This window comes from Eikenella halliae (assembly GCF_001648475.1).
Taxonomy (GTDB): Bacteria; Pseudomonadota; Gammaproteobacteria; order Burkholderiales; family Neisseriaceae; genus Eikenella; species Eikenella halliae.
Genome location: NZ_LXSQ01000030.1, coordinates 79,658 through 102,639 on the forward strand (window position 1 = coordinate 79,658; position 22,982 = coordinate 102,639).

The 22,982-nt window shown below is 58.0% G+C and carries 20 protein-coding genes and 1 pseudogene; 8 read left to right on the forward strand and 13 right to left on the reverse strand.

Annotation, left to right across the window (positions count from 1 at the left end; genetic code table 11):
- Positions 1 to 2 precede the first annotated feature (2 nt).
- Entirely contained in the window at positions 3 to 2,408 is a 2,406-nt protein-coding gene (locus A7Q00_RS12040; protein ID WP_082887859.1) for a FepA family TonB-dependent siderophore receptor, read from the reverse strand.
- Positions 2,409 to 2,772: 364 nt separating this feature from the next.
- On the opposite strand from A7Q00_RS12040, the gene A7Q00_RS12045 reads away from it, so the two are divergent.
- The 3 genes from A7Q00_RS12045 to A7Q00_RS12055 all read left to right on the forward strand — a co-directional run bounded on the left by A7Q00_RS12045 (position 2,773) and on the right by A7Q00_RS12055 (position 5,942).
- On the forward strand, positions 2,773 to 3,840 hold the full coding sequence (locus A7Q00_RS12045) for a FecCD family ABC transporter permease (RefSeq protein WP_064090773.1): 1,068 nt from the start codon (positions 2,773 to 2,775) through the stop codon (positions 3,838 to 3,840).
- 175 nt (positions 3,841 to 4,015) lie between these two features.
- Complete coding sequence (locus A7Q00_RS12050; protein ID WP_064090774.1) at positions 4,016 to 4,801, forward strand: ABC transporter ATP-binding protein; 786 nt, start codon at positions 4,016 to 4,018, stop codon at positions 4,799 to 4,801.
- A gap of 115 nt (positions 4,802 to 4,916) precedes the next feature.
- On the forward strand, positions 4,917 to 5,942 hold the full coding sequence (locus A7Q00_RS12055) for an ABC transporter substrate-binding protein (RefSeq protein WP_064090775.1): 1,026 nt from the start codon (positions 4,917 to 4,919) through the stop codon (positions 5,940 to 5,942).
- Positions 5,943 to 6,060: 118 nt separating this feature from the next.
- Here the strand turns inward: A7Q00_RS12055 and A7Q00_RS12060 are convergent, their stop codons facing one another.
- The gene (locus A7Q00_RS12060) at positions 6,061 to 6,423 is read right to left on the reverse strand and encodes an Mth938-like domain-containing protein (RefSeq protein ID WP_064090776.1); all 363 of its coding nucleotides are present in this window, start codon (positions 6,421 to 6,423) and stop codon (positions 6,061 to 6,063) included.
- Positions 6,424 to 6,694: 271 nt separating this feature from the next.
- On the opposite strand from A7Q00_RS12060, the gene A7Q00_RS12065 reads away from it, so the two are divergent.
- Positions 6,695 to 7,999, forward strand: a complete 1,305-nt coding sequence (locus A7Q00_RS12065; RefSeq protein WP_064090777.1) for a homoserine dehydrogenase — start codon at positions 6,695 to 6,697, stop codon at positions 7,997 to 7,999.
- Positions 7,992 to 8,402, forward strand: coding sequence for a hypothetical protein (locus A7Q00_RS12070; protein WP_064090778.1), 411 nt, complete (start codon positions 7,992 to 7,994; stop codon positions 8,400 to 8,402). Before A7Q00_RS12065 ends, A7Q00_RS12070 begins: the two co-directional genes overlap by 8 nt.
- Positions 8,403 to 8,612: 210 nt before the next feature.
- Here the strand turns inward: A7Q00_RS12070 and A7Q00_RS12075 are convergent, their stop codons facing one another.
- The 6 genes and pseudogenes from A7Q00_RS12075 to queA all read right to left on the reverse strand — a co-directional run bounded on the left by A7Q00_RS12075 (position 8,613) and on the right by queA (position 15,272).
- The gene (locus A7Q00_RS12075; RefSeq protein ID WP_064090779.1) at positions 8,613 to 9,722 is read right to left on the reverse strand and encodes a glycerol dehydrogenase; all 1,110 of its coding nucleotides are present in this window, start codon (positions 9,720 to 9,722) and stop codon (positions 8,613 to 8,615) included.
- Positions 9,723 to 10,159: 437 nt separating this feature from the next.
- The gene (locus A7Q00_RS13105; RefSeq protein WP_003683546.1) at positions 10,160 to 10,288 is read right to left on the reverse strand and encodes a FeoB-associated Cys-rich membrane protein; all 129 of its coding nucleotides are present in this window, start codon (positions 10,286 to 10,288) and stop codon (positions 10,160 to 10,162) included.
- On the reverse strand, positions 10,285 to 12,153 hold the full coding sequence (gene feoB / locus A7Q00_RS12080) for a ferrous iron transporter B (protein ID WP_064090828.1): 1,869 nt from the start codon (positions 12,151 to 12,153) through the stop codon (positions 10,285 to 10,287). Before feoB ends, A7Q00_RS13105 begins: the two co-directional genes overlap by 4 nt.
- Positions 12,154 to 12,314: 161 nt before the next feature.
- Positions 12,315 to 12,601 (reverse strand): annotated as a pseudogene (locus A7Q00_RS13110) (FeoA family protein).
- Between the two features lie 334 nt (positions 12,602 to 12,935).
- Positions 12,936 to 14,144 carry a tryptophan synthase subunit beta gene (gene trpB, locus A7Q00_RS12090; RefSeq protein ID WP_064090781.1) on the reverse strand — a complete coding sequence of 403 codons (1,209 nt, stop codon included), beginning with the start codon at positions 14,142 to 14,144 and terminating at the stop codon, positions 12,936 to 12,938.
- A gap of 96 nt (positions 14,145 to 14,240) precedes the next feature.
- Positions 14,241 to 15,272, reverse strand: coding sequence for a tRNA preQ1(34) S-adenosylmethionine ribosyltransferase-isomerase QueA (gene queA, locus A7Q00_RS12095; RefSeq protein WP_064090829.1), 1,032 nt, complete (start codon positions 15,270 to 15,272; stop codon positions 14,241 to 14,243).
- A 272-nt stretch (positions 15,273 to 15,544) separates the two neighbouring features.
- On the opposite strand from queA, the gene A7Q00_RS12100 reads away from it, so the two are divergent.
- Together A7Q00_RS12100 and A7Q00_RS12105 are read left to right on the forward strand one after the other, a co-directional pair.
- The gene (locus tag A7Q00_RS12100) at positions 15,545 to 17,698 is read left to right on the forward strand and encodes an AsmA family protein (RefSeq protein WP_064090782.1); all 2,154 of its coding nucleotides are present in this window, start codon (positions 15,545 to 15,547) and stop codon (positions 17,696 to 17,698) included.
- Positions 17,699 to 17,839: 141 nt separating this feature from the next.
- The gene (locus tag A7Q00_RS12105) at positions 17,840 to 18,139 is read left to right on the forward strand and encodes a hypothetical protein (RefSeq protein ID WP_064090783.1); all 300 of its coding nucleotides are present in this window, start codon (positions 17,840 to 17,842) and stop codon (positions 18,137 to 18,139) included.
- 160 nt (positions 18,140 to 18,299) lie between these two features.
- Here the strand turns inward: A7Q00_RS12105 and bfr (A7Q00_RS12110) are convergent, their stop codons facing one another.
- The 5 genes from bfr (A7Q00_RS12110) to panB form a co-directional block, all read right to left on the reverse strand.
- Positions 18,300 to 18,773 carry a bacterioferritin gene (gene bfr / locus A7Q00_RS12110; protein ID WP_064090784.1) on the reverse strand — a complete coding sequence of 158 codons (474 nt, stop codon included), beginning with the start codon at positions 18,771 to 18,773 and terminating at the stop codon, positions 18,300 to 18,302.
- Between the two features lie 17 nt (positions 18,774 to 18,790).
- A complete protein-coding gene (bfr, locus tag A7Q00_RS12115; RefSeq protein ID WP_064090785.1) occupies positions 18,791 to 19,255 on the reverse strand; it encodes a bacterioferritin in 465 nt (154 codons plus the stop codon).
- A 518-nt stretch (positions 19,256 to 19,773) separates the two neighbouring features.
- Positions 19,774 to 20,193 (reverse strand): hypothetical protein, encoded by a 420-nt coding sequence (locus A7Q00_RS12120; protein WP_081253450.1) that lies wholly within the window; start codon positions 20,191 to 20,193, stop codon positions 19,774 to 19,776.
- Positions 20,194 to 20,397: 204 nt separating this feature from the next.
- On the reverse strand, positions 20,398 to 21,180 hold the full coding sequence (locus A7Q00_RS12125) for a DeoR/GlpR family DNA-binding transcription regulator (RefSeq protein ID WP_064090786.1): 783 nt from the start codon (positions 21,178 to 21,180) through the stop codon (positions 20,398 to 20,400).
- Positions 21,181 to 21,260: 80 nt separating this feature from the next.
- Positions 21,261 to 22,055, reverse strand: coding sequence for a 3-methyl-2-oxobutanoate hydroxymethyltransferase (gene panB / locus A7Q00_RS12130; protein WP_023886692.1), 795 nt, complete (start codon positions 22,053 to 22,055; stop codon positions 21,261 to 21,263).
- Positions 22,056 to 22,197: 142 nt separating this feature from the next.
- Between panB and A7Q00_RS12135 the strand changes: the two genes are divergently transcribed.
- The gene (locus tag A7Q00_RS12135; RefSeq protein WP_064090787.1) at positions 22,198 to 22,881 is read left to right on the forward strand and encodes an SIMPL domain-containing protein; all 684 of its coding nucleotides are present in this window, start codon (positions 22,198 to 22,200) and stop codon (positions 22,879 to 22,881) included.
- Positions 22,882 to 22,982: the final 101 nt, after the last annotated feature.

The window sequence follows — 22,982 nt, forward strand, 5'->3', positions numbered from 1 at the left end:
CGTTAAAACGAATAGCGGGCGTTGAAGAAGAAGCTGCGGCGGCGTTCGTTGTAGGTGTTGGCGGTGCCCGCGGTGCGCAGGATGGTTTTATCGAACAGGTTGTTCACCCCGGCGCGCAGGCTGACGGTGTCTTTCCAGTTGTAGCCGACGTTGAACCCGAATACGCCGTAGCTGCCCAATTCGTACTCTTGCAGCTTGCTGCCGCCGTCTTCGTAGTACACGTCGAGGAAACGGGTGGGGCGGGAGCCGGTTTTTTGGCGGCCGTAGCGGGTGTAGGTGGCGTTTAAGTCCCATTCGGGGGTGATTTGCCAGTTGAGCGTGCTGTTGATGGTGTATTTGGGCACGATCGATACGGGGTTGCCGTAGAACTTCTCTTCATTGCGGTGGAAATAGGTGAAGTTGGTGCTGAAGTTCAGTTTGTCGGCGATGAGAGGCAGGGTTACGTTGCCTTCAAAACCGGCGAGTACGGCCTTGCCGCGGTTACCCCAGCGGTATACGTTGGTGGCGGTGTAGTTGCGCCAAATATTGATGCCGGCGCGGTTGTTGCTGCGGCGCACGTCGCGATTGTAGCCGCCGGGCGGGGCGTCAATGGTGGTTACGAATTCGCCGTTATCCACGATGCGGTTGCGGTAGTCGTTGTGGAAATAGGCCAGCGAGGCGAGGTAGCCGTCTTTGTTGAACTCGAAACCGATTTCTTTGTTGATGCTGGTTTCGGGTTTGATGTCTTTATTGCCGACAAAGTAGCAGGCGCGGCCCCAGTCGAAGCCGCCCGGGCGGCTGTTGAGGTAGGGGTTGGTGGGACGCTGGTCGTTGCCCGCGCCGGTGCCGCCGGTGGCGCTGTTATTTTGCGCATTGGGGTTATCCCAGCGGTTGTGTTCGTCGATGGGACAGCCGTGGCTGGCGTTGGTCAGCATGTAGTTGGGCTGGGTTTGGTACAAATTGGGCGCTTTGAAGGCGCGGGCGATGCCGCCTTTAATCCGCCAGTTATCGTTCAGGGCGTGGGAGAAGTTGAACGAGGGGGAGAAGGTGGAACCGAAGGCAGTGTTGTAGTCCCAGCGCAGGCCGGGGGTGAGGAAGGTGCGGCCTTGGTTGAGGGAAATATTGTCTTCCACATAGATGGCAAAATCATTCTGGCTGCCTTTGCCGCTGCGGCCGGTGCTGGCCAGCCAGGGGATGTTGCCGTAGGTTTGCATGGTTTGCTTCATGGAAGCGGAATCGTCGAGCACGGAGCGGCCGCCTTCCGCGCCCACGGTGAGGGTGTGGCGGCCCAAAGGCAAATCGGCGCGGCTGCCGAAGCGGTAGTTTTTCAGGATGCTGTCGGAGAAGCCGGTGGTGCTGTTGTAGGCGCCTTCGGTGCTGCCGAGCAGGCCTTCGGGCAGGCGGCTGTTTACGGTTTTGTCGAAGCTGATGTAGCTTTCCAAGTCACCCCATTCCCAGTTGCCGCGGTGGGTGAGGGTGTAGCTTTGGCGGTAGAGGCGGGCGGTTTCTGTGCCGATAAGCGGGAAGGCAACGTTGCGCACGGCCGGAACGAGTACGTTGCTGCTTTGAGTGTCGCCGTTGTAGATATTGCCTTGGCGGCTGTAGGAGGCATCGAAGGTAAGGCGTTGGGTGGGGCTGATGTCCCATTGCAGGCGGCCGGCGATGTCGCGGTTGCGCACCCCTTCGCGGCCGGCGCTCAGAGCCGTGCCGGTATTTACGCTGTTGTTGATATCGAAATCATCGGGGCTGGTTTTGTTGAGGCTGCCGTAGAGGCGGAAGCCTAGGGTGTCTTGCACGATGGGGCCGGATACGATGAAGTTGGCACGGCGGGTAGCGCCTTGGCCGGTACCGCTCTGCGGCTGTTCGATATAGGTGCCTACGCTGCCGTGAAATTCGCGGGTGATGGATTTGGTGCGGATATTTACCACGCCGCCCATCGCGCCGGAGCCGTAGCGGGCAGCGGCAGGGCCGCGCAGCACTTCGATTTTTTCAATCATCTCGGGCGGTACCCAGTTGGAATCGCCGCGCGTGTTGCGTACGCCGCCCCGGCCGTAGCGCTCGGCGTTGCGGGAACGCACGGGTTTGCCGTCGATCAGAATCAGCGTGTTTTCCGGGCCCATGGCACGGATGTCGATTTGGCGTTTGTTGCCGCGCGCGCCGCCGGGCGAGTTGGTGCTGAGGGTAACGCCGGGCATTTTGCTGACGATTTCGGAAATGTCGTTGGTGACCGGCATACGCTGCAAGTCTTGCTTGGTGATTAGCGAGGAACCAAGCTGCTGTTTAACTTGGGCTTCGGCAGTGATGTAGATGGTTTCCAGCTCGGCACTGTCGGCAACAGGTTCGCTGGCAGCAGGTGCGGTTTCGGCAGCGGCAAAGCCGGAGAGAAGGAGTGCGTTGAGCACGGTGAGGCGGAACAGCTTGGTTTGCATTTGGCGTGAGTCCTTGTGAGCGGTTTGTTCAAAAGTAAGTAGAGAGATAGTTTTCAGGTAGCCTGCTGTGCATCAGAGGCTACCTGAAAATATTGTTTCGGCAGGCATGGTATGGTTGCCGAGTTTCGCGGGGGCGGATAATCGGTTTTTGGTGCGGTGCAAACCATCAGGCGGAAGGACTAGTCCTATCGGCTATGCGGCAGGCTGGGTGGCGGAGCGGAAATTGGCGGCCTGCAGCCATGCTGGCATTCGCACGCCGCATCCGCCGGAAGGGGAAGGCGGGGCATACTCCTTTCGTACGATAAAACGAGGTTTGCCTTGCAGATAGAATGCGGCAGTTTTCCCTGCCTGTTTCCGATGCCTTATGTCTGTGCCGCCGCCCAAACGTTCTGCCGGCTATCTGCTGCTGATGGCCGCCCTTACCTGCCTGTTGCTGCTGGCGGTGTTGTTTTCCCTGTCCTGGGGGCGCTATCCGGTGCCACCGGGCGGGGTGTGGCGCAGTTTGGTGCAGGGCGCGGTGCAACTGGCATCTGAGTGGCATTTGCCCTTTGCGGCAAGCCTGCCGCAGATTCAGGCCGACGAGGTGCAGGCCAATATTGTGTTGAATTTGCGCCTGCCGCGTATTTTGGCAGCGATGCTGGTGGGCGCGGCGCTGGCGGCTTCGGGCGCAGCTTATCAGGGAATTTTCCGCAACCCGCTGGTGTCGCCCGATTTACTTGGCGTGTCTTCTGGTGCCTGCGTAGGCGCGGCGTTGTCGATTCTGCTCGGCTGGAGCATTTGGGGCACGCAAGCAGCAGCCTTTGCCGGCGGACTGTTGGCTGTGTTGATGACTTTAGCGCTACCTCGGCTGATCGGGCGCGATTCGGCAGTGATTTTGGTGCTGGCGGGGATTGTGGTGTCGGGCTTTATGTCGGCCACGCTCGGGCTCATGAAATATCTGGCCGATCCGGAAACCGAGCTGGCGGAAATCGTGTATTGGCAGATGGGCAGCCTGGCCAAATCGGAATACGGCAATCTGGCGGCGCTGGTGCCGGTGATGCTGCTGGCCGCCGGGGTGCTGGTGGCGATGCGTTGGCGCATCAATGTGTTGTCGCTGGGCGATAGGGAAGCGCGGCTGGTGGGGGCGGAAATCCGGCGCGAACGCACGATTATGGTGGTGTGCGCCACGCTGCTGACTGCCTCGGCGGTGTGCCTGAGCGGCACCATCAGCTGGCTGGGCTTGGTGGTGCCGCACTTGGCGCGGCTGGCGGCGGGCGACAACAACCTGCGCACGCTGCCGCTCTCCATCTTGGCCGGCGCACTGTTTTTGCTGTGCACCGACACGCTGGCGCGCAATCTGTATGAGCAGGAAATCCCGCTGGGCATCATCACCGGCTTTATTGGCGCACCGTTTTTCGCTTGGGTGCTGGTACGGCAGAAAGTGTCAGATTAGCCGCAGCCAGCCAACCTTTTGGTTTGGGCAGCTGTACACAGGCTGCATTGCAGGCTACCTGAAAATCTGCCCGCTCGATTCTGGTAAGCCCGTTTTGTTTATTAACGCTGCCGTTTTTGTTTCGCAGAAACCCTGCTTTCAGTAGCCTCAAGCCCGAATTAGAAATACCAAAACCATGCTGAATATCGAAAAATTGCATTATGCCTACCGCGGCCACCCTGTGCTCAACGGCGTCAATCTGCACATCGGACGCGGCATGCTGCTCACGCTGCTCGGCCGCAACGGCGCGGGCAAATCCACCCTGCTCAACTGCATCGCCGGCCTGCTTAAGCCGCAGCAGGGGCAAGTGCTGCTGGACGGGCAAAACGTGCAGGCCATGCGGCCGCGCCAGATTGCGCGGCTGGTGGGCTATGTGTCGCAGGCCGCGCCGCAAACCTACCGCTACAGCGTGCTGGATTATGTGGTGCTGGGGCGCGCCGCCCGCCTGGGTTTGGCCGCCAAACCGAAAGACGAAGACTACGCCGCCGCCATGCAGGCTTTGGAAACGCTGAATATCGCCCATCTGGCCGGGCATATTTATATGGAAACCAGCGGCGGCGAAAAGCAGCTGGCCAATATCGCCAAAGTGCTGGTGCAGCAGCCCGAATTGATTTTGTTCGACGAGCCCACTTCCGCGCTCGATTACGGCAACGCCGTGCAAACCCTGCGGCTGGTGGCGGATTTGTCCGAACGCGGCTACACCATCATCATGACCACGCACAACCCCGAACACCCGCTGCTCCTGCACGGCCGCCTGCCGCACAGCCAAACCGCCATCCTCGGCCGCGACGGCACGCTGCAGGCCGGCAACACCGCCGATATTTTGAACAACGAAAGGCTGGAGCAGCTCTACGGCGTCGGCCTGCGCCTGCTCGACGTGCCCGATTGGCCGCGCCGCGTGTGCGCCGTGGCGCAATTGTGAACGGCCAAATTTCAGGCTATCTGAAACCGGGAAACTTGTTCCCACTCCGTTGAAACTAACGTTTTCAGGTAGCCTCCAATCTCACCCCAATCCCCCAAGCAAAAAAGGAAAAACCATGTTTTCAACACCAAGCAAACTCAGCGCCGCCCTGTTTGCCGGCCTGCTGCTCGCCCTTCAGCCCGTGCACGCCCGCACCGTGCGCGACATCAACAACCAAAGCGTGGAACTGCCGCAGCAGGTAAACCGTATTGCCGATTTGTGGCCGGCCAACAACCAAGTGGTGCTGATGCTGGGCGGTGCCGACAAACTGGTGGCCACCACCGAAGCCACCCGCAACTTGCCGTGGTTTGCCAAAGTGTATCCGCGTATTAAAAACGTGCCTGCCCTGAGCAACGGACAAACCGTGCAGAGCGAAGCCCTGCTCGGCGTGCGCCCCGACGCGGTGCTGCTTTCCCAGCCCGCCATGCAGCAGCAGGTGCGGCGTGCCGGGATGAAGCCCGTGCTGGTGCGCTTCCAAGACTTTAACGGCCTCAAGCAAACCGTGCGCATCACTGCCGACGTAATCGGCGGCAACGCCCCGCAAATCGCCCGCCGATACAATGCCGAATTAGACGGCAACCTGCGTTTTGTGCGCAGCCGGCTGGCCAACCTGAGCGACGCGCAGAAACCCAGTGTGCTGCACCTCACCGGCGGCGCCAACCTGCGCCGCATCGACGGCGGCCGCTCGATTATCGGCGAATGGATACGCATTGCCGGCGGCCGCCCCGCGCTGCCCGAACAGGCCAACTTGAGCGAAGTGTCGATGGAAGCCATCGTCCGCGCCAACCCCGACATCATCATCATAGGCGGGCGCAACGCCGCGCAGGCCATCGCCCGCATCAAACAAGACCCGGCCTGGCAAAGCATCAAAGCCGTGCAGAACAACCGCCTGTACGCCAACCCGATCAGCACGTTCGGCTGGGACCGCTACGGCACCGAAGCCGCCCTGCAGGTATTGTGGGCAGCCAAACTGCTGCACCCGCAGCGCTTCGCCGATGTGGACATGACCGCCAAAACCCAAGATTTCTACCGCCGCTATTATCATTACAACCTCAGCGTGGCCGAAGCACAGCGCATCCTGCAAGGCTTAGACCCGCAATAGGGACGCGCACGGCAAAAAGGCTACCTGAAAACGGCGGTGTGTTTTTAGGTAGCCTTTTACTTTCAGCTAGCCTGTTGCAGAGGCTACCTGAAAATTCTGCGCTATCTTGCTTGCTGTGTTACAGCCACAACCATACCCACACGCGGCGGCCTTCGCTTTGCAGTAAAAGATAGGTGCGCACGGCGGCGGCGGTGGGCATGCATTCCACGCCGATGCCGCTGGCCGCGGCGGCAATGCGCGGGTGTAAAAACTGTTGCCGCTCGCCGGTGCCGATGAGGATTACTTCGGGCTCGCTTGCGGCAGCGCGGGCAAGGTCTGCGGCTTGCAGTTCGGCTGCGGAGGCCAGGTTGACGGTTTGCACGCTGCCGCTGCCGTCAAGCAATACGGCTTGGCGGTAGGTATGGCCGTCGATTTCGATTTGGCCGCGTTGATAATGGCCGATGTGGCAGGCGGAGGCGGGCTGGTGTTCTTGAATCAGCATAATTTGTTTGTGTTTGAATAGGTTGGAGGCTACCTGAAAGCACAGGTTGCAAGACGATTGAAACGCTTGGCTTCGAGGCGGTGTGGTTAAATGGGTAAGTGTTTCTATTAAAAGGTGTAAAAAGCGGGGTTTTCAGCTAAGATAGCGGCTTTCTTTCCGCTTTCGGATTTTATTGTTTATCAGCTTGGCCGCCGGTATGGCAGGCCGGCATGTTCAGAGCAAAACGGCAAATCGGCGCTTGGCGCAGCCGTAATCATAACAAGGAGTCAGCATGCAACCAATCAGAATCGGCATCTTGGGGATGGGCACCGTCGGCGGCGGTACGGCCAAATTATTGTCGGAAAACGCGCAGGAAATCACGCGCCGCCTGGGGCGCGAGGTGCGCATCAGCATGGCTGCCAGCCACAATACCGACCGCATCCGCAAATTGTGCCCGAGCGACACGGTGGTGTCGGACGATGTGTTTCAGGTAGCCCGCAGCGCGGATGTGGATATCGTGGTGGAGCTGATCGGCGGTACGGATACGGCACGCGAAGTGGTGTTGTGCGCCATCGAAAACGGCAAACACGTGGTCACCGCCAACAAAAAACTCTTGGCCGAATACGGCAACGAAATTTTCGCGCGGGCAGCGGAAAAAAATGTGATGGTGATGTTTGAAGCGGCGGTGGCCGGCGGCATTCCGATTATCAAAGCCCTGCGCGAAGGCCTGGCCGCCAACCGCATTAAATCGGTGGCCGGCATCATCAACGGCACCAGCAACTTCATCCTGAGCAATATGCGCGAGCACGGCAGCCCGTTTGCCGAAGTGCTCAAGCAGGCGCAGGAGTTGGGCTATGCCGAAGCCGACCCGACTTTCGACATCGAAGGCCACGACGCGGCGCACAAGCTGAGCATTATGTCCGCCCTCGCCTTCGGCACGCCGATTAACTTCCAACACTGCTACCTGGAAGGCATCAGCAAGCTGGAAAGCCAAGACATCCGCTATGCCGAAGAGCTGGGCTACCGTATCAAACTGCTGGGCATCACCCGCCAAACCAGCGATGGCATCGAACTGCGCGTACACCCCACGCTCGTGCCGGAATGCCGCCTGCTGGCGCAGGTGGAAGGCGTGATGAACGCTGTGCTGGTGCAATCCAATATGGTGGGCGAAACCCTGTATTACGGTGCCGGCGCCGGTGCCGCCCCCACTGCCAGCGCCGTGGTGGCCGACATCATCGACACCGCCCGCCTGATGCACGCCGCCAGCGAGCAGCGCGTGCCGCCGTTGGCTTTCCGCCGCAATGAACAACTACCCGTGTTGCCGATCGACGAAATCACCAGCAGCTACTACCTGCGCGTATCGGCGCAAGACAAACCCGGCGTGGTGGCCGACATCGGCCACATCCTCGCCGAGCAGGGCATCTCCATCGAAGCCCTGCTGCAAAAAGGCGTGATTAACCACGAAAACGCCGAAATCGTGATTCTCACCCACCAGGCCAAAGAAAAGCACATCAAGGCCGCCATCGCCCAAATCGAAGCGCTGGAGCATGTTTTTGAGCCCGTGATGATGCTGCGCATGGAAAGCCTGCATGGCTGAGGTTCAAAGCGATGAAGCCGCCCGCCGCAAACGCCGCCGCACCCTCATCGGCTGGCTGGCGGTAACGGCGGCGCTGGCGCTCGCCTTTGCCCTCGTACCGCGCCTGTATGCACCGGATAAGGCCGACATCAGCCGCCGCATCGTGGAGGCCTGTATCCAAAACATGCCTGCCGTGCCGCAATGGCAGGCTGACTTGGCCAAACACGGCCTTGCCGGCCAAAGCGAGCGCGTGATCGAACCCTACTGCCGCTGCCTATGGGAAGAGCCGGTGCAAAAACTCAGCACGGAAGATCTCCGCAGCCTGCCAAAGCTTTCGCCGCAACAACAGCTGGACAAACTCGGCGGCAGCGAAGCCTTCCTGCAACGGCAAGAACAGTGCTTGGCCACACAGGCTAGGCATTAAGTATCAAGTGTTTGACCCAATTGAAGGCTACCTGAAAATACAGGTAGCCTTCTCACTAAAAAGCAGCCTGCACTTCCTCCAAACGAAGTGCAGGCTGCTTTTTCAATGAAGAATACTCAACCATATGAAACAACTGAAAATAATGCTAGCGACCATCCTGCCGCCAGCAATGGTTTTGCAGCTTTATCTATAGGCTGAGGCTTTTCCGGCTCAACGCGCGGATTTTGCCAGATAATCCCGGCCGAAGCGGTCGGCGGCGAGCAGTGCGGCATACACGTCGGCGGGCTGCACGTTGCCGGGCATATTGTCCATGGTGTCGCCTTCGGCGCAGGCGGCTTCGGCCACTTGGCGCATTTTGGCTTCAATGTTTTCGGTTACGCCGATTTGTGCCAGCGTAACAGGCAATCCGACATCCACGCACAAGCCGACAACCTGTTCCAGCTCGGCATTGTCTGCGTTTTCCAGCATGAGCTGGGTCAGCAGTCCGAAAGCGACTTTTTCGCCGTGCAGGTTGTGGTGGGTTTCGGGCAGCACGGTCAAACCGTTGTGCACCGAATGCGCGCCTGCCAAACCGCCGCTTTCAAAACCCACGCCGCTCAGATAGGTGTTCGCTTCCACCACGCGTTCCACGGCGGGGGTTACCACTTTGTCTTTTACCGCAGACACGGCTTTACGCCCGTTTTCCAGCAGCGTTTCGTAACAGAGTTTGGCCAGCGTGAGCGCGGTGGGCGACACTTTCGCCCCGGCCATGGTGTCCGAGCCGCTGTTGGCGCAGGCACGCGCTTCAAACCAGGTGGCCAGTGCGTCGCCGATGCCCGCGGCCAGCAGGCGCACCGGTGCGTTGGCCACTACTTCGGTGTCCACCAGCACGCGTTCGGGATTGTTGGGGAAGAACAGGTAGGATTCAAACGCGCCCGCATCGGTGTAAATCACGGACAGCGCGGAACACGGCGCATCGGTGGAGGCGATGGTGGGGCACACGACCACGGGCAGGCCCGCGTAATAGGCAACTGCTTTGGCCGCATCCAAGGTTTTGCCGCCGCCCACGCCGATAACGGCTTTGGCGCCGTTTTGTTCGGCAATGTTTTTTACGCGTTCGATTTCGGTGCGGCTGCATTCGCCGTTAAACGGCACAATCGTGTGCCGCACGCCGGACGCATTCAGGCTACCTGAAAGTTTGTCCTGCAAGATGGACAGGACGAACTTGTCTGCCAACACGGCCACGTTGTCGGCCAACGGCGAAACGTGTGCGCCGATTTGCCCGAACAGGCCTGCGCCTTGGATGTATTTGCCGGGAGATTGGATGGCGATGGTTTGCATGGTATTTCCTTTCATCAGGTTGGATAAGGTCGGATGGTATAGTGGATTAACAAAAATCAGGACAAGGCGGCAAGCCGCAGACAGTACAAATAGTACGGCAAGGCGAGCCAACGCCGTACTGGTTTTTGTTAATTCACTATATTGTCTGTTTACTCAACCGAAGAATAAACCATAGTGCCTACCCCGATGCAAGGCGTGAAGGCGATGTTGTTGTTTTAAATCAAAGGATATTGCCTTCCAAGCCGCCCTACCCTTCACGAAAATCCGTGTCTGACTGTTGGCGCAGTAAAATTTTAACTTCGTTGAAGCTGACGCTTTCAGGTAGCCTTTCAGCTGTTTGTGGCTACCTGAAAGCGTCAGCTTCAACGAAGTTAAAATGAAAAAGCAGCCTGCACCTTCCCCAAACGGGGTGCAGGCTGCTTTTCTGTTCGGCAGGCCTAACCGCAACCGCCGCATTTGCCGCAGCCGCTGCTGCAATCGCGTTTTTTCGGTTTAAATACGAATTTCCGCAAGAGGAAGAATACGCAGGCGAGCATAATCAAGCCGACGATAATATATTGAGTCATGACGATAGTATCCTTGAAGAAATTTGGTAAACCACGAATGCGGCAAAATAAGCCATCAGGAACAAATAGCCGGTAATCATCACCATATTTTTTGTGGATTTGATTTCGCGTTTAATCACAGTCAATGTCGCGGCGCACATGGGGGCGTACACATACCAAGCCAAGAAGGCGAAGGCGGTCGGCAGGCCCCAGTTGTTGTGCACAATCGGAATCAGTGCGTTTTGTACGGCGTCTTCAGACGACGCGCTGACGGCATAGACCGTACCCAGCGCGGCCACGACGACTTCACGCGCGGCGATGCCCGGAATCATGGCGATACACATTTCCCAAGTGAAGCCCAGCGGGGCGAACAATGGTTGGATAGCGTGGCCGAGCATACCCGCGAGGCTGTAATCGATTGCTGCGCCTGTTGCGCCTGCGGGCGGTTGCGGCCAGCTGACCAAGCCCCACAAAACCACGGTCAGCGCGAAGATAATCGTACCGGCGCGTTTGAGGAAGGCTTTTACCCTGTCCCACAGGCTGGTCATGATGTGTTTGAAGTTGGGTGTGCGGAAAGTCGGCAGCTCCATCAAGAGCGGGAATTGCTGCACGTTGCCTTTCATACGCGCCAAGCGTTTCATGATATACGCTGCCAAGGCGGCAGACAGGATGCCTGCGAGATAGAGGATGAACAGCGTTAGTCCTTGCAGGTTGAAAATCCCGCCTACGGTGCGATTAGGAATGACGGCGGCGATAATCAGCGCGTAAACGGGCAGCCGCGCGGAACAGGTCAGCAGCGGGGCGACGGCGATGGTAACGAGGCGTTCGCGCGGGTCATTAATCGTACGCGCCGACATCACGGCGGGGACGGCGCAGGCGAAACTCGACAGGAGCGGGATGAACGAGCGTCCGGACAGGCCGCTTTTCGCCATCACGTTATCCAGCAGGAACGCTGCGCGCGGCAGGTAGCCGGAGTCTTCCAAAAGCAGGATGAAGGCGAACAGAATCGTAATCTGCGGCAGGAATACCAATACGCTGCCCATACCGGCAAGTACGCCGTTGACGAGCAAATCGCTGAGGATGCCCGGCTCCATGTTGGCAGCCACCCATTCGCCCAGCCAGCCGAAACCGCCCTCGATGGCTTCCATAATCGGTGCCGCCCAAGTGTAAACCGCTTGGAACACCATAAACAGGATGAACAGCAGCAGAATCATGCCCCAGACGGGGTGCAGCACGATGTCGTCGAGTTTTTTGTGCCATGCGGGCAGCGTCATCTGCGTGCGCACTACTTGTGCCAAAATCGATTCGACTTCTTGATAAAGCTTGTCGCTATCCAGCGCATCGAGCGTGCGTTCGGCAGAAGCGGGATTGGCGGGGAAAGAGCGTTTGCGCGGCAACTTCGCCACGGCTTCGCGCACGGCCTGTACGCCCGACGCGCTCACTGCAACTATTTCCAAAACAGGTGCGTCCAACAACTCGCTCAGTTTGGCCGCATCGATATTCAAGCCCCTTCTGCGGGCAACGTCGCTCATGTTCAGCGACACCACCATCGGCAGTTTCAGCGTTTTCAGTTCCAAAATCATGCGCAGGGTCATACGCAGGTTGGTCGCGTCGGCAACGGCAATAATGGCATCGGGCGGAATGCCCATCTTGCCCACCATTACATCTTTTGCCACTGCTTCGTCGGGGCTGGTCGTGCGCAGGCTGTATGTGCCCGGCAGGTCCATAATGCGGACCGCCTCGTCGTCGAGGAAGGCACCCTCGCGCTTATCGACCGTTACGCCCGGATAATTGGCAACCTTGGCATGTGAGCCGGTCAAACCGTTGAACAAAACGGTTTTGCCGCAGTTTGGCGCGCCGATCAGGGCGAAATAGCTCAATTCCATCATATTTCCTTTTTGATTTTCATAGGTTTTTTCCGTTTTCCACATGCAGGCTGCTTTCGGGCGGCGCAGCACGGGTTCCAGGCAGCCTGCATTTTGGTCGGCAGGGTTGCAGGCTGCTTTTTCATTTTAACTTCGTTGAAGCAGACGCTTTCAGGTAGCCTTTAAGGTGCAGGCTGCTTTTGTTCCGCATCGACCAAATGGCACATAATCTTCCCCGCCTCTTCCTGCCGCAACGAAAACTGCGACTGGTTGCCCAAGCGCACCGCAAACGGCCCGCGCCCGAAGCCCCCGCGGCAATCACCTGCAAAGGCATGCCGCTGGAAAAGCCCAAATCCGCCAAACGGCGCGACACCAAGGCATCGAGTTCGCCGAACACGGGATTGGGGACAATGGAATCGATATGCGCAACTGCGCCCTTGCGCAGCTGGGAGAGTGGGATGGTGGACATGGTGGGGCTTTCTGAGGGAACGGGTGCGAAAGAATGGCACACCGAAATGGTTTTGATATTTCTTAGTCAGTTTATTACGATAATAAATCTTATTAACATAAAACGCAAACTGAAATCCCCGTTATTCCGCCTTTTCAAACAAACCATTGCGACAAATCAAAAAAGAATGATTTTTAGATGAAGCCGAATTCCTGGTGCATAAAAGGCTACCTGAAACTCCGGCTTCGCAGAAACTTCTCTGCGCCGCGTTTCAGGTAGCCTTCTTTAAAATCGGGTCTGGCTGATGCGGACCAATCTTTCTTGCGCCGCGCTGTCAGCCGCCCGGCACTCGGGCTTAAGCCAAATCCAATTTGCCCAAAACGAAGTCGATATCTTTGTCGCCGCGGCCGGAAAGATTGACCAACAAGCGTTTGCTGCCGTCGAGTTCGGCCGCGCGGCGTAAGGCATAGGCCACGGCATGGGCGGATTCGAGCGCGGGAATAATGCCTTCTTCGCGTGAGAGTGCTAGGAAGGCGTTGAGGCATTCGGCATCGGTGGCGGTTTCGTAGCGGCCGCGGCCGATATCTTTCAGGTGGCAATGCTGCGGGCCAACACCGGGGTAGTCCAGGCCGGAGGCGATGGAATGCACGGCGGCGGGGGTGCCGTCTTCATTTTGCAGGTAGTAGCAGTTGAAGCCTTGGATATTGCCGAATTTGCCTTTGGTCATGGTGGCGGCGTGGCGGCCGGGCTTGTCGAGGCCTTCGCCGGCCGGCTCTACGCCCACCAAGGCTACGGATGGGTCGTCCATAAAGGCGTTGAACAGGCCGATGGCGTTGGAGCCGCCACCCACACAGGCGATGACTTCATCCGGCAAGCCGCCCTGCTCGCGCTGGAATTGTTCGCGTGCTTCGTGGCCGACAATGCTTTGGAAATAGGCCACCATTTCGGGATACGGTGCGGGGCCGACCACGGAGCCGATGGCGAATATGCTGCTGTCTATTTGTTCCAGATAGGCGGCAAAAGCGCTATCAACGGCTTCTTTGAGCGTGCCTGCCCCGGCGGATACGGGCACGAGTTTGGCGCCGAGGATTTTCATGCGCGACACATTGGGGTGCTCTTTGGCAATATCGACCACGCCCATATGGATTTCGCATTCGAGCCCGAGCAAGGCGGCGGCGGTGGCCAGCGCTACGCCGTGTTGACCTGCACCGGTTTCGGCAATCACTTTTTTCTTGCCGAGTTTTTTGGCCAGCAGCACTTCGCCGATGCAGTGGTTGATTTTGTGGGCACCGGTGTGGTTGAGGTCTTCGCGTTTGAGGAAGATTTGCGCGCCGCGTTTGGAGAGGGTGCGGGCGTGGTAGATGGGGCTGGGGCGGCCGACATAGGTGGCTTGCAGGCGTTTCATTTCGCTGATGAAGTCGGCATCGCGGATGATGCTGTGAAAGCCGGTTTCCAATTCGGTGAGGGCTTGGGCAAGGGCGGGATGGCCGATGCGGCCGCCGTGCTGGCCGAAGTTGCCGTTTTGATCGGGAAGGATGAGGGGGTTAAGCTGCTCTTGAATCATGTTTTCTCCTGTTGGGTGTGAGAAGGGATGGTTTTCAGGTAGCCCTTTGGGGATGGGAGGCTACCTGAAAAATGAAAATGGCCGCCCGTCCTGTTTTCAGGTAGCCTCTGCCCGGGTGAGCAGCATGGCGTCGCCGTAGCTGAAAAAGCGGTATTGCTGCTCGATGGCATGGCGGTAGGCGGTGCGGATGTGTTCGATGCCGGAAAAGGCGCTCACCAGCATCAGCAGGGTGGACTTGGGCAGGTGGAAATTGGTAATTAGGCCGTCGGCTACCTGAAAACGGTAGCCCGGGGTGATGAAAATATCGGTATCGCCCTCGCCCGCTTGCAGGCGGCCGCTTTGGGCGGCGGCTTCCAGACTGCGCATGGAAGTGGTGCCGACCGCCCATACGCGCTTGCCGTTTGCTTTGGTTTCCGCAATGGCTTCAACGGTTTCGGCAGGAATGCTGTACCATTCTTTGTGCATTTTGTGTTCGGCAATGTTTTCGCTGCGCACGGGCTGGAAGGTGCCGGCGCCCACGTGCAGGGTTACTTCGGCGCGGCGGATGCCGTTTGCCTGCAGTTGGTCCAATAATTCGGGGGTGAAGTGCAGACCGGCGGTGGGGGCGGCAACGGCGCCTTGGTGCTTGGCGTAAACGGTTTGGTAGCGTTCATCGTCGGCTGCGTCGGCGGCGCGCTCGATATAGGGCGGCAGCGGCAGGCGGCCGGTTTGTTCGAGGATTTGGTATACGTTGAGGCTACCTGAAAACCGCAGCTTAAAAAGCTCGCCTTCGCGTTCTTCCATTTGCGCCCGAATGCCGCCGTCAAATTCCAGCAGACTGCCGGGCTTGGGCGACTTGGAAGAGCGGATGTGCGCCAGGGCGCAGTGTTCGTCCAATACGCGTTCAATCAGGGCTTCGATGCGCCCGCCGCTGGCTTTGCGCCCGAACAGGCGGGCTTTCATCACTTTGGTGTTGTTGAACACGAGCAGGTCGCCGGCTTCGATCAGGTTTGGCAGCTCGGCAAACAGGCGGTCGCATAGGGGGCGGCTGGGGCGGGCGTCGAGCAGGCGGCTGCTGCCGCGCCGTTCGGGCGGCTGCTGGGCAATCAGGTGTTCGGGCAGGTGGAAATCGAAATCGGCAAGCTGCATAGCGCGGTAGACAGGCGGAGGAAAGCGGGCATTATATAACCATTTTGCTTGAATGGCTGGGGTTTGCATTTTCAGGTAGCCTCCCATATCGGCCAAGGCTACCTGAAAAATCGGCAAGCGTTTTCAACCGATATTGTCAGATTGCCTGCTCCCGCCCACCCTGCCTAGCCCTCCCTCATTCCCCGCAGCTCTGAAAAAATCGGCTAAAACCCTTGCCAGACGGGCATAAAGCCGCTACCTTTCGCCTGGTTTCACTTTCCCACGGTGTTTTAATGAGCAAACTGCCCTACCACGGCCCGAACTGGCGCAAACTCTGGCTGAAAACGTTGCTTTTTGGCTTGGTTTTGTTGGCATTGTGGCTGGGCGCATCATTCGGTTTGAGCCGATTGCTCAGTGAAGCCCGCATCCGCCAAACCGCCAACCAAATGCTTGCCGCACAAGGCCAGCAGCTGAATTTCGACGGACACCAAATCGAACGCGGCTGGTTTCCCTATCCTTACATAGTGCTGCACCAAGTGGGCTTGAGCCGCACCCAGGGCGGCAGCCAAACCATGAATGCCGAATCCGCAAAGCTCTCCTTCGGCTGGCCATCCCTGTGGGGCGACGTCTCCCTCCACAGCCTGCACCTGCAACGCGCCAACATCAGCGCACAACGGCTGGAAAACGGGCAGTGGGAAGTGGCCGGGTTCACCGCCAATCAAGCCGAAAACAGCACCCTGCCCCACCGCATCGAACTGGAAGACAGCACCCTGCGCCTGCAATACGGCGGGCAGAAACAAATCCTGCGCCAAGTGGCCGGCTTCATCGACCGCGCAGACGGAAACTTCAGCCTCTCCGCCAGCCTGTTTGCCCCGCAGGAATACCGGATGCAGGCCACCGGCAGCTACAGCGGCAGCCATTTCGAGCAGCTCCAAACCACCCTTTCCGGCTTCCTGCCCGACGGCCAGCCCTTCACCGCCGCCTGGCAAGGCAATGCCGACTACACCCCCGGCCAAAGCCGCCTCAACACCAAAGAAGGCCGCCTCAGCATCCAAATCCCCGATTGGCAGCTCAACATCGAAGGCAACACCCGCAACTGGCAACTCACCCCCGACAGCGCCGTATTACCCGAAACCCACATCATCTTCAGCAACGCCGACCCCGCAAACGGCCAGCCCCCCGCCGATGCCGTGCGCCACAGCGGCAGCGGCAGCATCAACAAAGTCTCCTATCAAAACCGTACCCTGGAAATCGGCGGCTTCCAAATCAGCGGTACCGCCGAATACGGCCGGGGCAGCAGCGGCTACAGCGCCAACGGCCGCCTCCAGGCCGGCCCCGGCCATTTCCAAATCGACAGCCTCTATCTCAGCACCCGCCACAACGCCGCCCCCGGCAGCATGCCCTACCTCTCCGGCCAATGGCACGGCCAAGCCGCCGGCAACGGCCAAAGCTGGAACGCCGAGCTGCAAGGCAGCCTCGACAACAACGAAGGCTACCTGAAAATTTCCGGCAGCCTCAGCGAACAAGGCCACAACATCCAAGCCGCCCTCAACCTGAGCAAACTATCCCTCAGCGGCTACCTCGAAGCCGAGCGCCCCCCCGCCGCCGAAAACACCCCGCCCCTATGGCTCCAATATTGGCCGCAGGCCCTGCGCCGCCGCCAAATCAGCCTCACCCTCGACATTGGCACACTCGAAAGCTCCGGCCTGCAAATCCAAAACTTCCACAGCACCCTGCACCTTGATGCCGACAAGCTCGAAGCCCAAACCATCAAAATGCAGATGTACGAAGGCAGCGCCGAAGGCAGCGCCGTGCTGCACCAAGGCAGCCGCCCCAAATGGGAAGCCGCCCTCCAATTCAACAACATCCAAATCAAACCCCTGCTGCAAGACGCCTTCCGCTTCAACCACCTCAGCGGTCGCGGCAACGCATCCTTCCGCCTCGGCGCAGAAGGCCTCAACCGCAGCGAATGGCACACCACCCTGGCCGGGCAAGGCAAAATCGTGCTCGACAACGGCGCCTGGCAAGGCATCAACCTCGGCAAACTCCTCAACAAACCCGATAATCTGCCCGTCCGAAACCTCATCCGCTACAACGCCGAAAGCAGCACCCCCTTCCGCCACTTCAGCATCGAAGCCACCGTAGAAAACGGCATCGGCACCACCCCGCGCCTCAGTCTGCAAAGCGACAGCCTTAACCTCAGCGGCCAAGGCAGCTTTGACATCCGCACCGCTACCCTCAACTACGCCGTGCTCGCCAGCGCCGGCCAAGACCTCTGGCTGCCGCTCAAAATCAACGGCAGCATCAACCGCCCCAACTTCGCCCTCGACTACCAACGCATCACCGGCAATCTGCAAAGCCCCGAGCAGAAACAACGCGCCCTGCAAGACGTGCTGCAACAGCAATGGCAGTGGATACAGAAACTGCCCGAAAACCAACAGCCCTAGCCGTCGCACGCATACCTGGCCGCCTGCTTTCCAGCAACCATTTTCAGGTAGCCTCAGCCGGCCAAACAAAGGCTACCTGAAAACCTCGGCAACAGGATTTTCAGGTAGCCTTTTTGATTAAACATCAAAGGAGGGATAATTATGTCCGGCTTGGTTGTTTTACCTGCTCGGCCTGTAGCTGGTTGTGATTATGTTGTCCATATGGCTGCCCTACCGGCTGCTGCGCGGGCGGGGTATCGCCATAGCAGGCGCATTGTTCGGTTTTACGCTGAGCTTTGCCAGATGGGTGGCGAAATGGCGGATAGAGCATTGGCTGGTGCAAAGGGATTTAACCAAGGCCCGCAAACAGGATGGGGGTTTGTGTATGTCGAACTGAAGCAGTGGAAACAGATGATGGGCGGAGAAGAGGCTTGGAGGAAGGTGGGGCATAAGGCTACCTGAAAATGCTTTTTAAGCCTTAACCCCGTTGAAGCCGATGTTTTCAGGTAGCCTTCTTGTTAAAACGGAGATCGACTCCGCAAAAAAACAGCCTGCCGCTGAAGCGTACAGGCTGTTGCTATTTGGAATGGGCTTTGCCGGGTTTGGCGGTGGTTTGGTGTTTTTAGTCCTCTTGCGCCCCGTGTTGCAGATAGTTCTGCAAGCCCATGCTTTCCACCAGCTCGAGCTGGGTTTCCAACCAATCGGTGCGTTCTTCGTTTTCGTCTTTCTGTTTTTCCAACAGCTGGCGGGAAACGTAGTCCTGCTTTTCTTCGCACACGACAATGGCTTCCACCAGTGCTTGGTGTTTGTCTTGCTCTTTTTGCAGGTCGCAGCGGATGATTTCTTCGGTATTTTCGCCGATCAGCAGTTTGCCAAGCTCTTGCAGATTGGGCAGGCCTTCCAACAGGAGGATGCGCTCGATCAGGGCATCGGCTGCTTTCATCTCGGTGATGGATTGTTTGTAGAAATAACCGCCCAGCTCTTCCAAGCCCCAGTTTTTCAGGATGCGGGCATGCAGGAAATACTGGTTGATGGTAATGAGCAGGATGCCCAAATTTTTATTGAGCTGGCGGATAACTTCGCGATCGCCTTTCATGCGTTTTCCTTTCTGTATTACAGCTGGCTTTGCAGATAATTCTGCTCGCCAACGAGGTCGATAAGGCGCAGCTGTTGTTCGAGCCAGTGGGCGTGATCTTCTTCAGTGTCTTTGAGCTGATTGATCAGCAAATCGCGGGTTACATAGTCTTGTTTTTCTTCGCACAGTTTGATGCCGCGTTTGAGGTTTTCGCGCACTTCGTATTCGGTATCCAAATCGAATTGCAGCATTTCGCGCACGTTGCGGCCGATGCGCACGGAAGCGGGCACCATCTGCGGGGTGCCGCCGAGCATCAGGATGCGGCGGATGAAATCGGCGGCATGGCCGGTTTCGTCTTCCATTTCGTGGTCGATGCGTTCGAAGAGCTTGGTGTAGCCCCATTCGTCGTACATGCGGGAATGGATGAAATATTGGTCGCGGGCGGCGAGTTCGCCAGCCAAGAGTTGGTTCATGTAGTCGATAACTTCTTTATTGCCTTGCATTGTTTCGCTCCTATTTGTGAAAGGGTTTTGATGATGTGTCATCACGGCAGCAACCGTGCCGCTGTTTCGATGGGGGCGAATTATACTCAGATCATTGAGAAAATTCTCATATCGGACATATTAATGCGAACAATTATCCTGAAAAGTAAGCTATTTTGCCTTAATCTACCAAATAAAAAATTATATAGATTAAATGGTTATATAAAATAACTTATCCAAATGAACCTGCCAATGATTATCACTGGGCAAAATATTTACTTTTCTTTGCATTGGATGTGTATTTTTTTAGAATTTCAGTGAAAACATTGGCTTGTGCATGATAATTATTGCTGTTCATGGTTTGCCGAACGATAAACAGGCAACGCCGGATCAACACATTCCCGGCATATCGCCACCCAATCAACTTGCGCACAACCTTCGAAAAAGCGAGCCAACGCAATACTGGTTGTGTTTACCCTGCTATAAAAGGCTACCTGAAAACTTCAGGTAGCCTTTTCCCATTCCAATTCTGGCTATGTTTACACCGGTGTTTTCTTCCGATAATAGCGCCGATACACCATCCAGCCATACCCCGCCAGCACCGGCAGCGCGGCGAAGATCAGCTTAAACGTCCAGCCCGCATACCAAGGCAGGGCTGAAACAGCAGCTGCGGCATCCTGCTGCAACAAACCCACCGGCAGCGATTGCTCGCCGCGAGCATCGAAATACGGCCACCAGCAAGCGGCCAGCAGGCCGAGCAGGCAGGGCCACAGCCAGGCTGCGCGGTTGCGTTGCCACAGCAAAAACGCCGGTAGCAGCACAATCAACGTGAGCGCCGCCACCAGCAGCGCGGTTTGCCCCTGCGCGCCGAAATAGGATGCTGCTGCATAAGTCAGCACCACAAACAGCGCGCCCAGCACCGCCATAATCACTTCTTCCGGCCTTTTTAATATCGACATAGTGTGTTCTCCGTAACAAAATCAATTTAGGCAAAATATACTGCAAAGCGGGTGCAGCCGCCAGTTTCTTGCGGTATCAATACCGTTTTTTCAATCATCGCACGGCATTTTCGCTTTATTCAAGCTTGGCATTCAGAGCCGTATCGGCTTAATCAAAGGCTACCTGAAAATTGATGCCGAACCTCTTTCAGGCAGCCCGTCGCCCTATTCTTCCCCTTCTTTGGCCGCCAGATGCCAGCGCACGCCTGCGTCGTCCAGTTTTTTGCACAGGCCGGCGCTGGGCGGCTCGTCGGTAAACAGGGCATGAAATTCGGTTACGTCGCCTATGCGCACCAGGGCGTTGCGGCCGAATTTGCTGTGGTCCACGGCCAGGTAGCAGTGGCGGGCGTTGGCCATCATGGCCTGCATCACGCTCACTTCTTTGTAGTCGAAATCGAGCAGCGAGCCGTCGGCTTCGATGCCGGAAGCGCCGAGGATGGCGTAATCCACTTTGAATTGGTTGATGAAATCGATGGTGGCCACGCCGGTGATGCCGCCGTCCACCGGCCGCACCATGCCGGAGGTGATGATGACGGTGTAGTCCGGCCGGCCGGACACGATGGAGGCAACGTGGATATTGTTGGTGATGATGCAGAGGTTTTTATGGTTTTTCACCAGCGCGAGCGACACGGCTTCGATGGTGGTACCGATGCTCATAAACAGGGAAACGTTGTCGGGGATGTGCTCGGCAATCAAGTCGGCAATGTGGGCTTTTTCGCTTTGCAGCTTGTTTTTGCGCGTGTCGTAGTCTTCGTTTTGCACGCTGCTGCCGGGCGCGGCACCACCGTGGTAGCGGCGCAGGATATTGTGTTCGCACAAAACGTTGATGTCGCGGCGGATGGTTTGCGGGGTCACGTTTAGGCTGCGTGCCAGCTCTTCCACCGACATAAAGCCGTGGTCGTGCACAAGCCGGGCGATTTTCTGCCGGCGGGGGGTGCGGTACGGCATGGTTGTTCTATCTTTGTTGTTGATTGGTTGTGGGAATGGTTTGGCTAAGGTTTTCAGGTAGCCTCATTGATCAGCCTGCCTCAAGCTGCAAAGGTATGCTCCGGCGCGGGATAGGTTTTCTCCTTCACTTCGCGCACATAAGCCGCTACCGCCGCCTGAATGCTATCTTGCCCCTGCATAAAGTTTTTCACAAACTTCGCCGTTTGGCCGGGGAACACGCCGAGCATATCGTGCATCACCAGCACCTGCCCGTCGCAGTCCACGCCCGCGCCGATGCCGATGGTGGGGCAGGCCAGCGTTTCGGTAATCTGTTTGCCCAGAGCGGCAGGCACGCATTCCATCAGCACTACTGCCGCGCCGGCCTTCTCGTGCGCCAGCGCATCATTCAGCAATGCCTGCGCCGCCACATCGCCCTTGCCCTGCACCTTATAGCCGCCGAACACATGCACCGACTGCGGCGTGAGCCCGATGTGCGCGCACACCGGAATGCCGCGCAACTGCAGAAACTCGGTGGTTTCCGCCATCCAGGCGCCGCCTTCCAGCTTCACCATATGCGCCCCTGCCGCCATCAGTTCGGCTGCAGCGGCAAAGGCCTGCTCCTTGCTCTGCTGGTAGGCGCCGAACGGCAAATCGCTCACGATCAGCGCATTGCTGCTGCCGCGCGCCACCGCCGCCGTGTGGTAGCACATATCGGCCAGGCTCACCGGCAGGGTGGATTTCTGCCCCTGCACCGTCATGCCCAGCGAATCGCCCACCAGAAGCATATCCACCCCCGCCGCATCCATCAGCGCGGCAAAGCTGGCTTCGTAGCAGGTGAGCATGGCGATTTTCTCGCCCTCGCGCTTCATTTTGCGCAAAGTGTTCACAGTAATCACGGCATTTCCTTATTCACGATCAGATGGCGCGCAAGGCTACCTGAAAACCCGAGCGCAGGCAAACCCGAAGTGTTTTCAGGTAGCCTGCAATTAAGCTCCCCCATATAATCGCGCTTATACCCCAAGCAACTGGAAAACGCTTATGAAAACAACTGCCCTCCTCCTGCCCGCGCTGCTGGCCGGCCTCAGCCTGGCTCCCGCGATAGCCGAACCGCTCAACTACAACCTGCTCAAATTCAGCGAAACCGCCAGCCGCACCGTGCCCAACAACTGGATGACCGTGCGCCTGAAAGTTTCCAACACCCACGACAATCCCGCCCAGGCCGCCGCCGAAACCACGCGCCGCTTAAACATCCTGCAAAGCCGCGCCCGCCGCCTCTCCGGCGCAGAAGTGGAGCTGGAAAGCCGCCACGCCTACCAAAGCTACCGCAACGGCTCACGCCCTTGGGAAGACATCGCCGTCTTGCGCGTTTCCGGCAGCGATTTCCAAGCCATCGGCAAGCTGATTGCCGAAAGCAGCGGCGAAGCCACCATCAACGACATCGGCTTCTCGCTCAAGCCGGAAAGCCGCCGCCAAATTGAAGAAAGCCTCGCCATCGAAGCCCTGCAAAACTTCCGCAAACGCGCCGACACCCTCAGCCGCAGCATGGGCGGCAGTGGCTACCGCGTGGTGGAAGTATCGTTGCAGCAAAACGAACAAACCTTGGCCGTTCCCGCAATGGCACGCGCCGCCGCCTATGAAAAAGCAGGCAGCCCTGAGCCCGTGTTCGACAGCCCGGGCAGCAGCACCGTGCAGCAAACCGCCAACGGCACAATCCAGTATTGAATACAGAAAACCCTGCCCAGCCTTTTCCTAAAGCAATCAGGCTACCTGAAAAGCAAACCGCACCGTATTGCCACGGTGCGGTTTGCTCTATCCGGCTCGGT

Excerpts from the sequence above, each read along its gene's own strand:
- A7Q00_RS12040 (WP_082887859.1), bottom strand. The coding sequence starts at position 2,408 with ATGCAAACCAAGCTGTTCCGCCTCACCGTGCTCAACGCACTCCTTCTC.
- A7Q00_RS12045 (WP_064090773.1), top strand. The coding sequence starts at position 2,773 with ATGTCTGTGCCGCCGCCCAAACGTTCTGCCGGCTATCTGCTGCTGATG.
- A7Q00_RS12050 (WP_064090774.1), top strand. The coding sequence starts at position 4,016 with ATGCTGAATATCGAAAAATTGCATTATGCCTACCGCGGCCACCCTGTG.
- A7Q00_RS12055 (WP_064090775.1), top strand. The coding sequence starts at position 4,917 with ATGTTTTCAACACCAAGCAAACTCAGCGCCGCCCTGTTTGCCGGCCTG.
- A7Q00_RS12060 (WP_064090776.1), bottom strand. The coding sequence starts at position 6,423 with ATGCTGATTCAAGAACACCAGCCCGCCTCCGCCTGCCACATCGGCCAT.
- A7Q00_RS12065 (WP_064090777.1), top strand. The coding sequence starts at position 6,695 with ATGCAACCAATCAGAATCGGCATCTTGGGGATGGGCACCGTCGGCGGC.
- A7Q00_RS12070 (WP_064090778.1), top strand. The coding sequence starts at position 7,992 with ATGGCTGAGGTTCAAAGCGATGAAGCCGCCCGCCGCAAACGCCGCCGC.
- A7Q00_RS12075 (WP_064090779.1), bottom strand. The coding sequence starts at position 9,722 with ATGCAAACCATCGCCATCCAATCTCCCGGCAAATACATCCAAGGCGCA.
- A7Q00_RS13105 (WP_003683546.1), bottom strand. The coding sequence starts at position 10,288 with ATGACTCAATATATTATCGTCGGCTTGATTATGCTCGCCTGCGTATTC.
- feoB (WP_064090828.1), bottom strand. The coding sequence starts at position 12,153 with ATGGAATTGAGCTATTTCGCCCTGATCGGCGCGCCAAACTGCGGCAAA.
- trpB (WP_064090781.1), bottom strand. The coding sequence starts at position 14,144 with ATGATTCAAGAGCAGCTTAACCCCCTCATCCTTCCCGATCAAAACGGC.
- queA (WP_064090829.1), bottom strand. The coding sequence starts at position 15,272 with ATGCAGCTTGCCGATTTCGATTTCCACCTGCCCGAACACCTGATTGCC.
- A7Q00_RS12100 (WP_064090782.1), top strand. The coding sequence starts at position 15,545 with ATGAGCAAACTGCCCTACCACGGCCCGAACTGGCGCAAACTCTGGCTG.
- A7Q00_RS12105 (WP_064090783.1), top strand. The coding sequence starts at position 17,840 with ATGTCCGGCTTGGTTGTTTTACCTGCTCGGCCTGTAGCTGGTTGTGAT.
- bfr (WP_064090784.1), bottom strand. The coding sequence starts at position 18,773 with ATGAAAGGCGATCGCGAAGTTATCCGCCAGCTCAATAAAAATTTGGGC.
- bfr (WP_064090785.1), bottom strand. The coding sequence starts at position 19,255 with ATGCAAGGCAATAAAGAAGTTATCGACTACATGAACCAACTCTTGGCT.
- A7Q00_RS12120 (WP_081253450.1), bottom strand. The coding sequence starts at position 20,193 with ATGTCGATATTAAAAAGGCCGGAAGAAGTGATTATGGCGGTGCTGGGC.
- A7Q00_RS12125 (WP_064090786.1), bottom strand. The coding sequence starts at position 21,180 with ATGCCGTACCGCACCCCCCGCCGGCAGAAAATCGCCCGGCTTGTGCAC.
- A7Q00_RS12135 (WP_064090787.1), top strand. The coding sequence starts at position 22,198 with ATGAAAACAACTGCCCTCCTCCTGCCCGCGCTGCTGGCCGGCCTCAGC.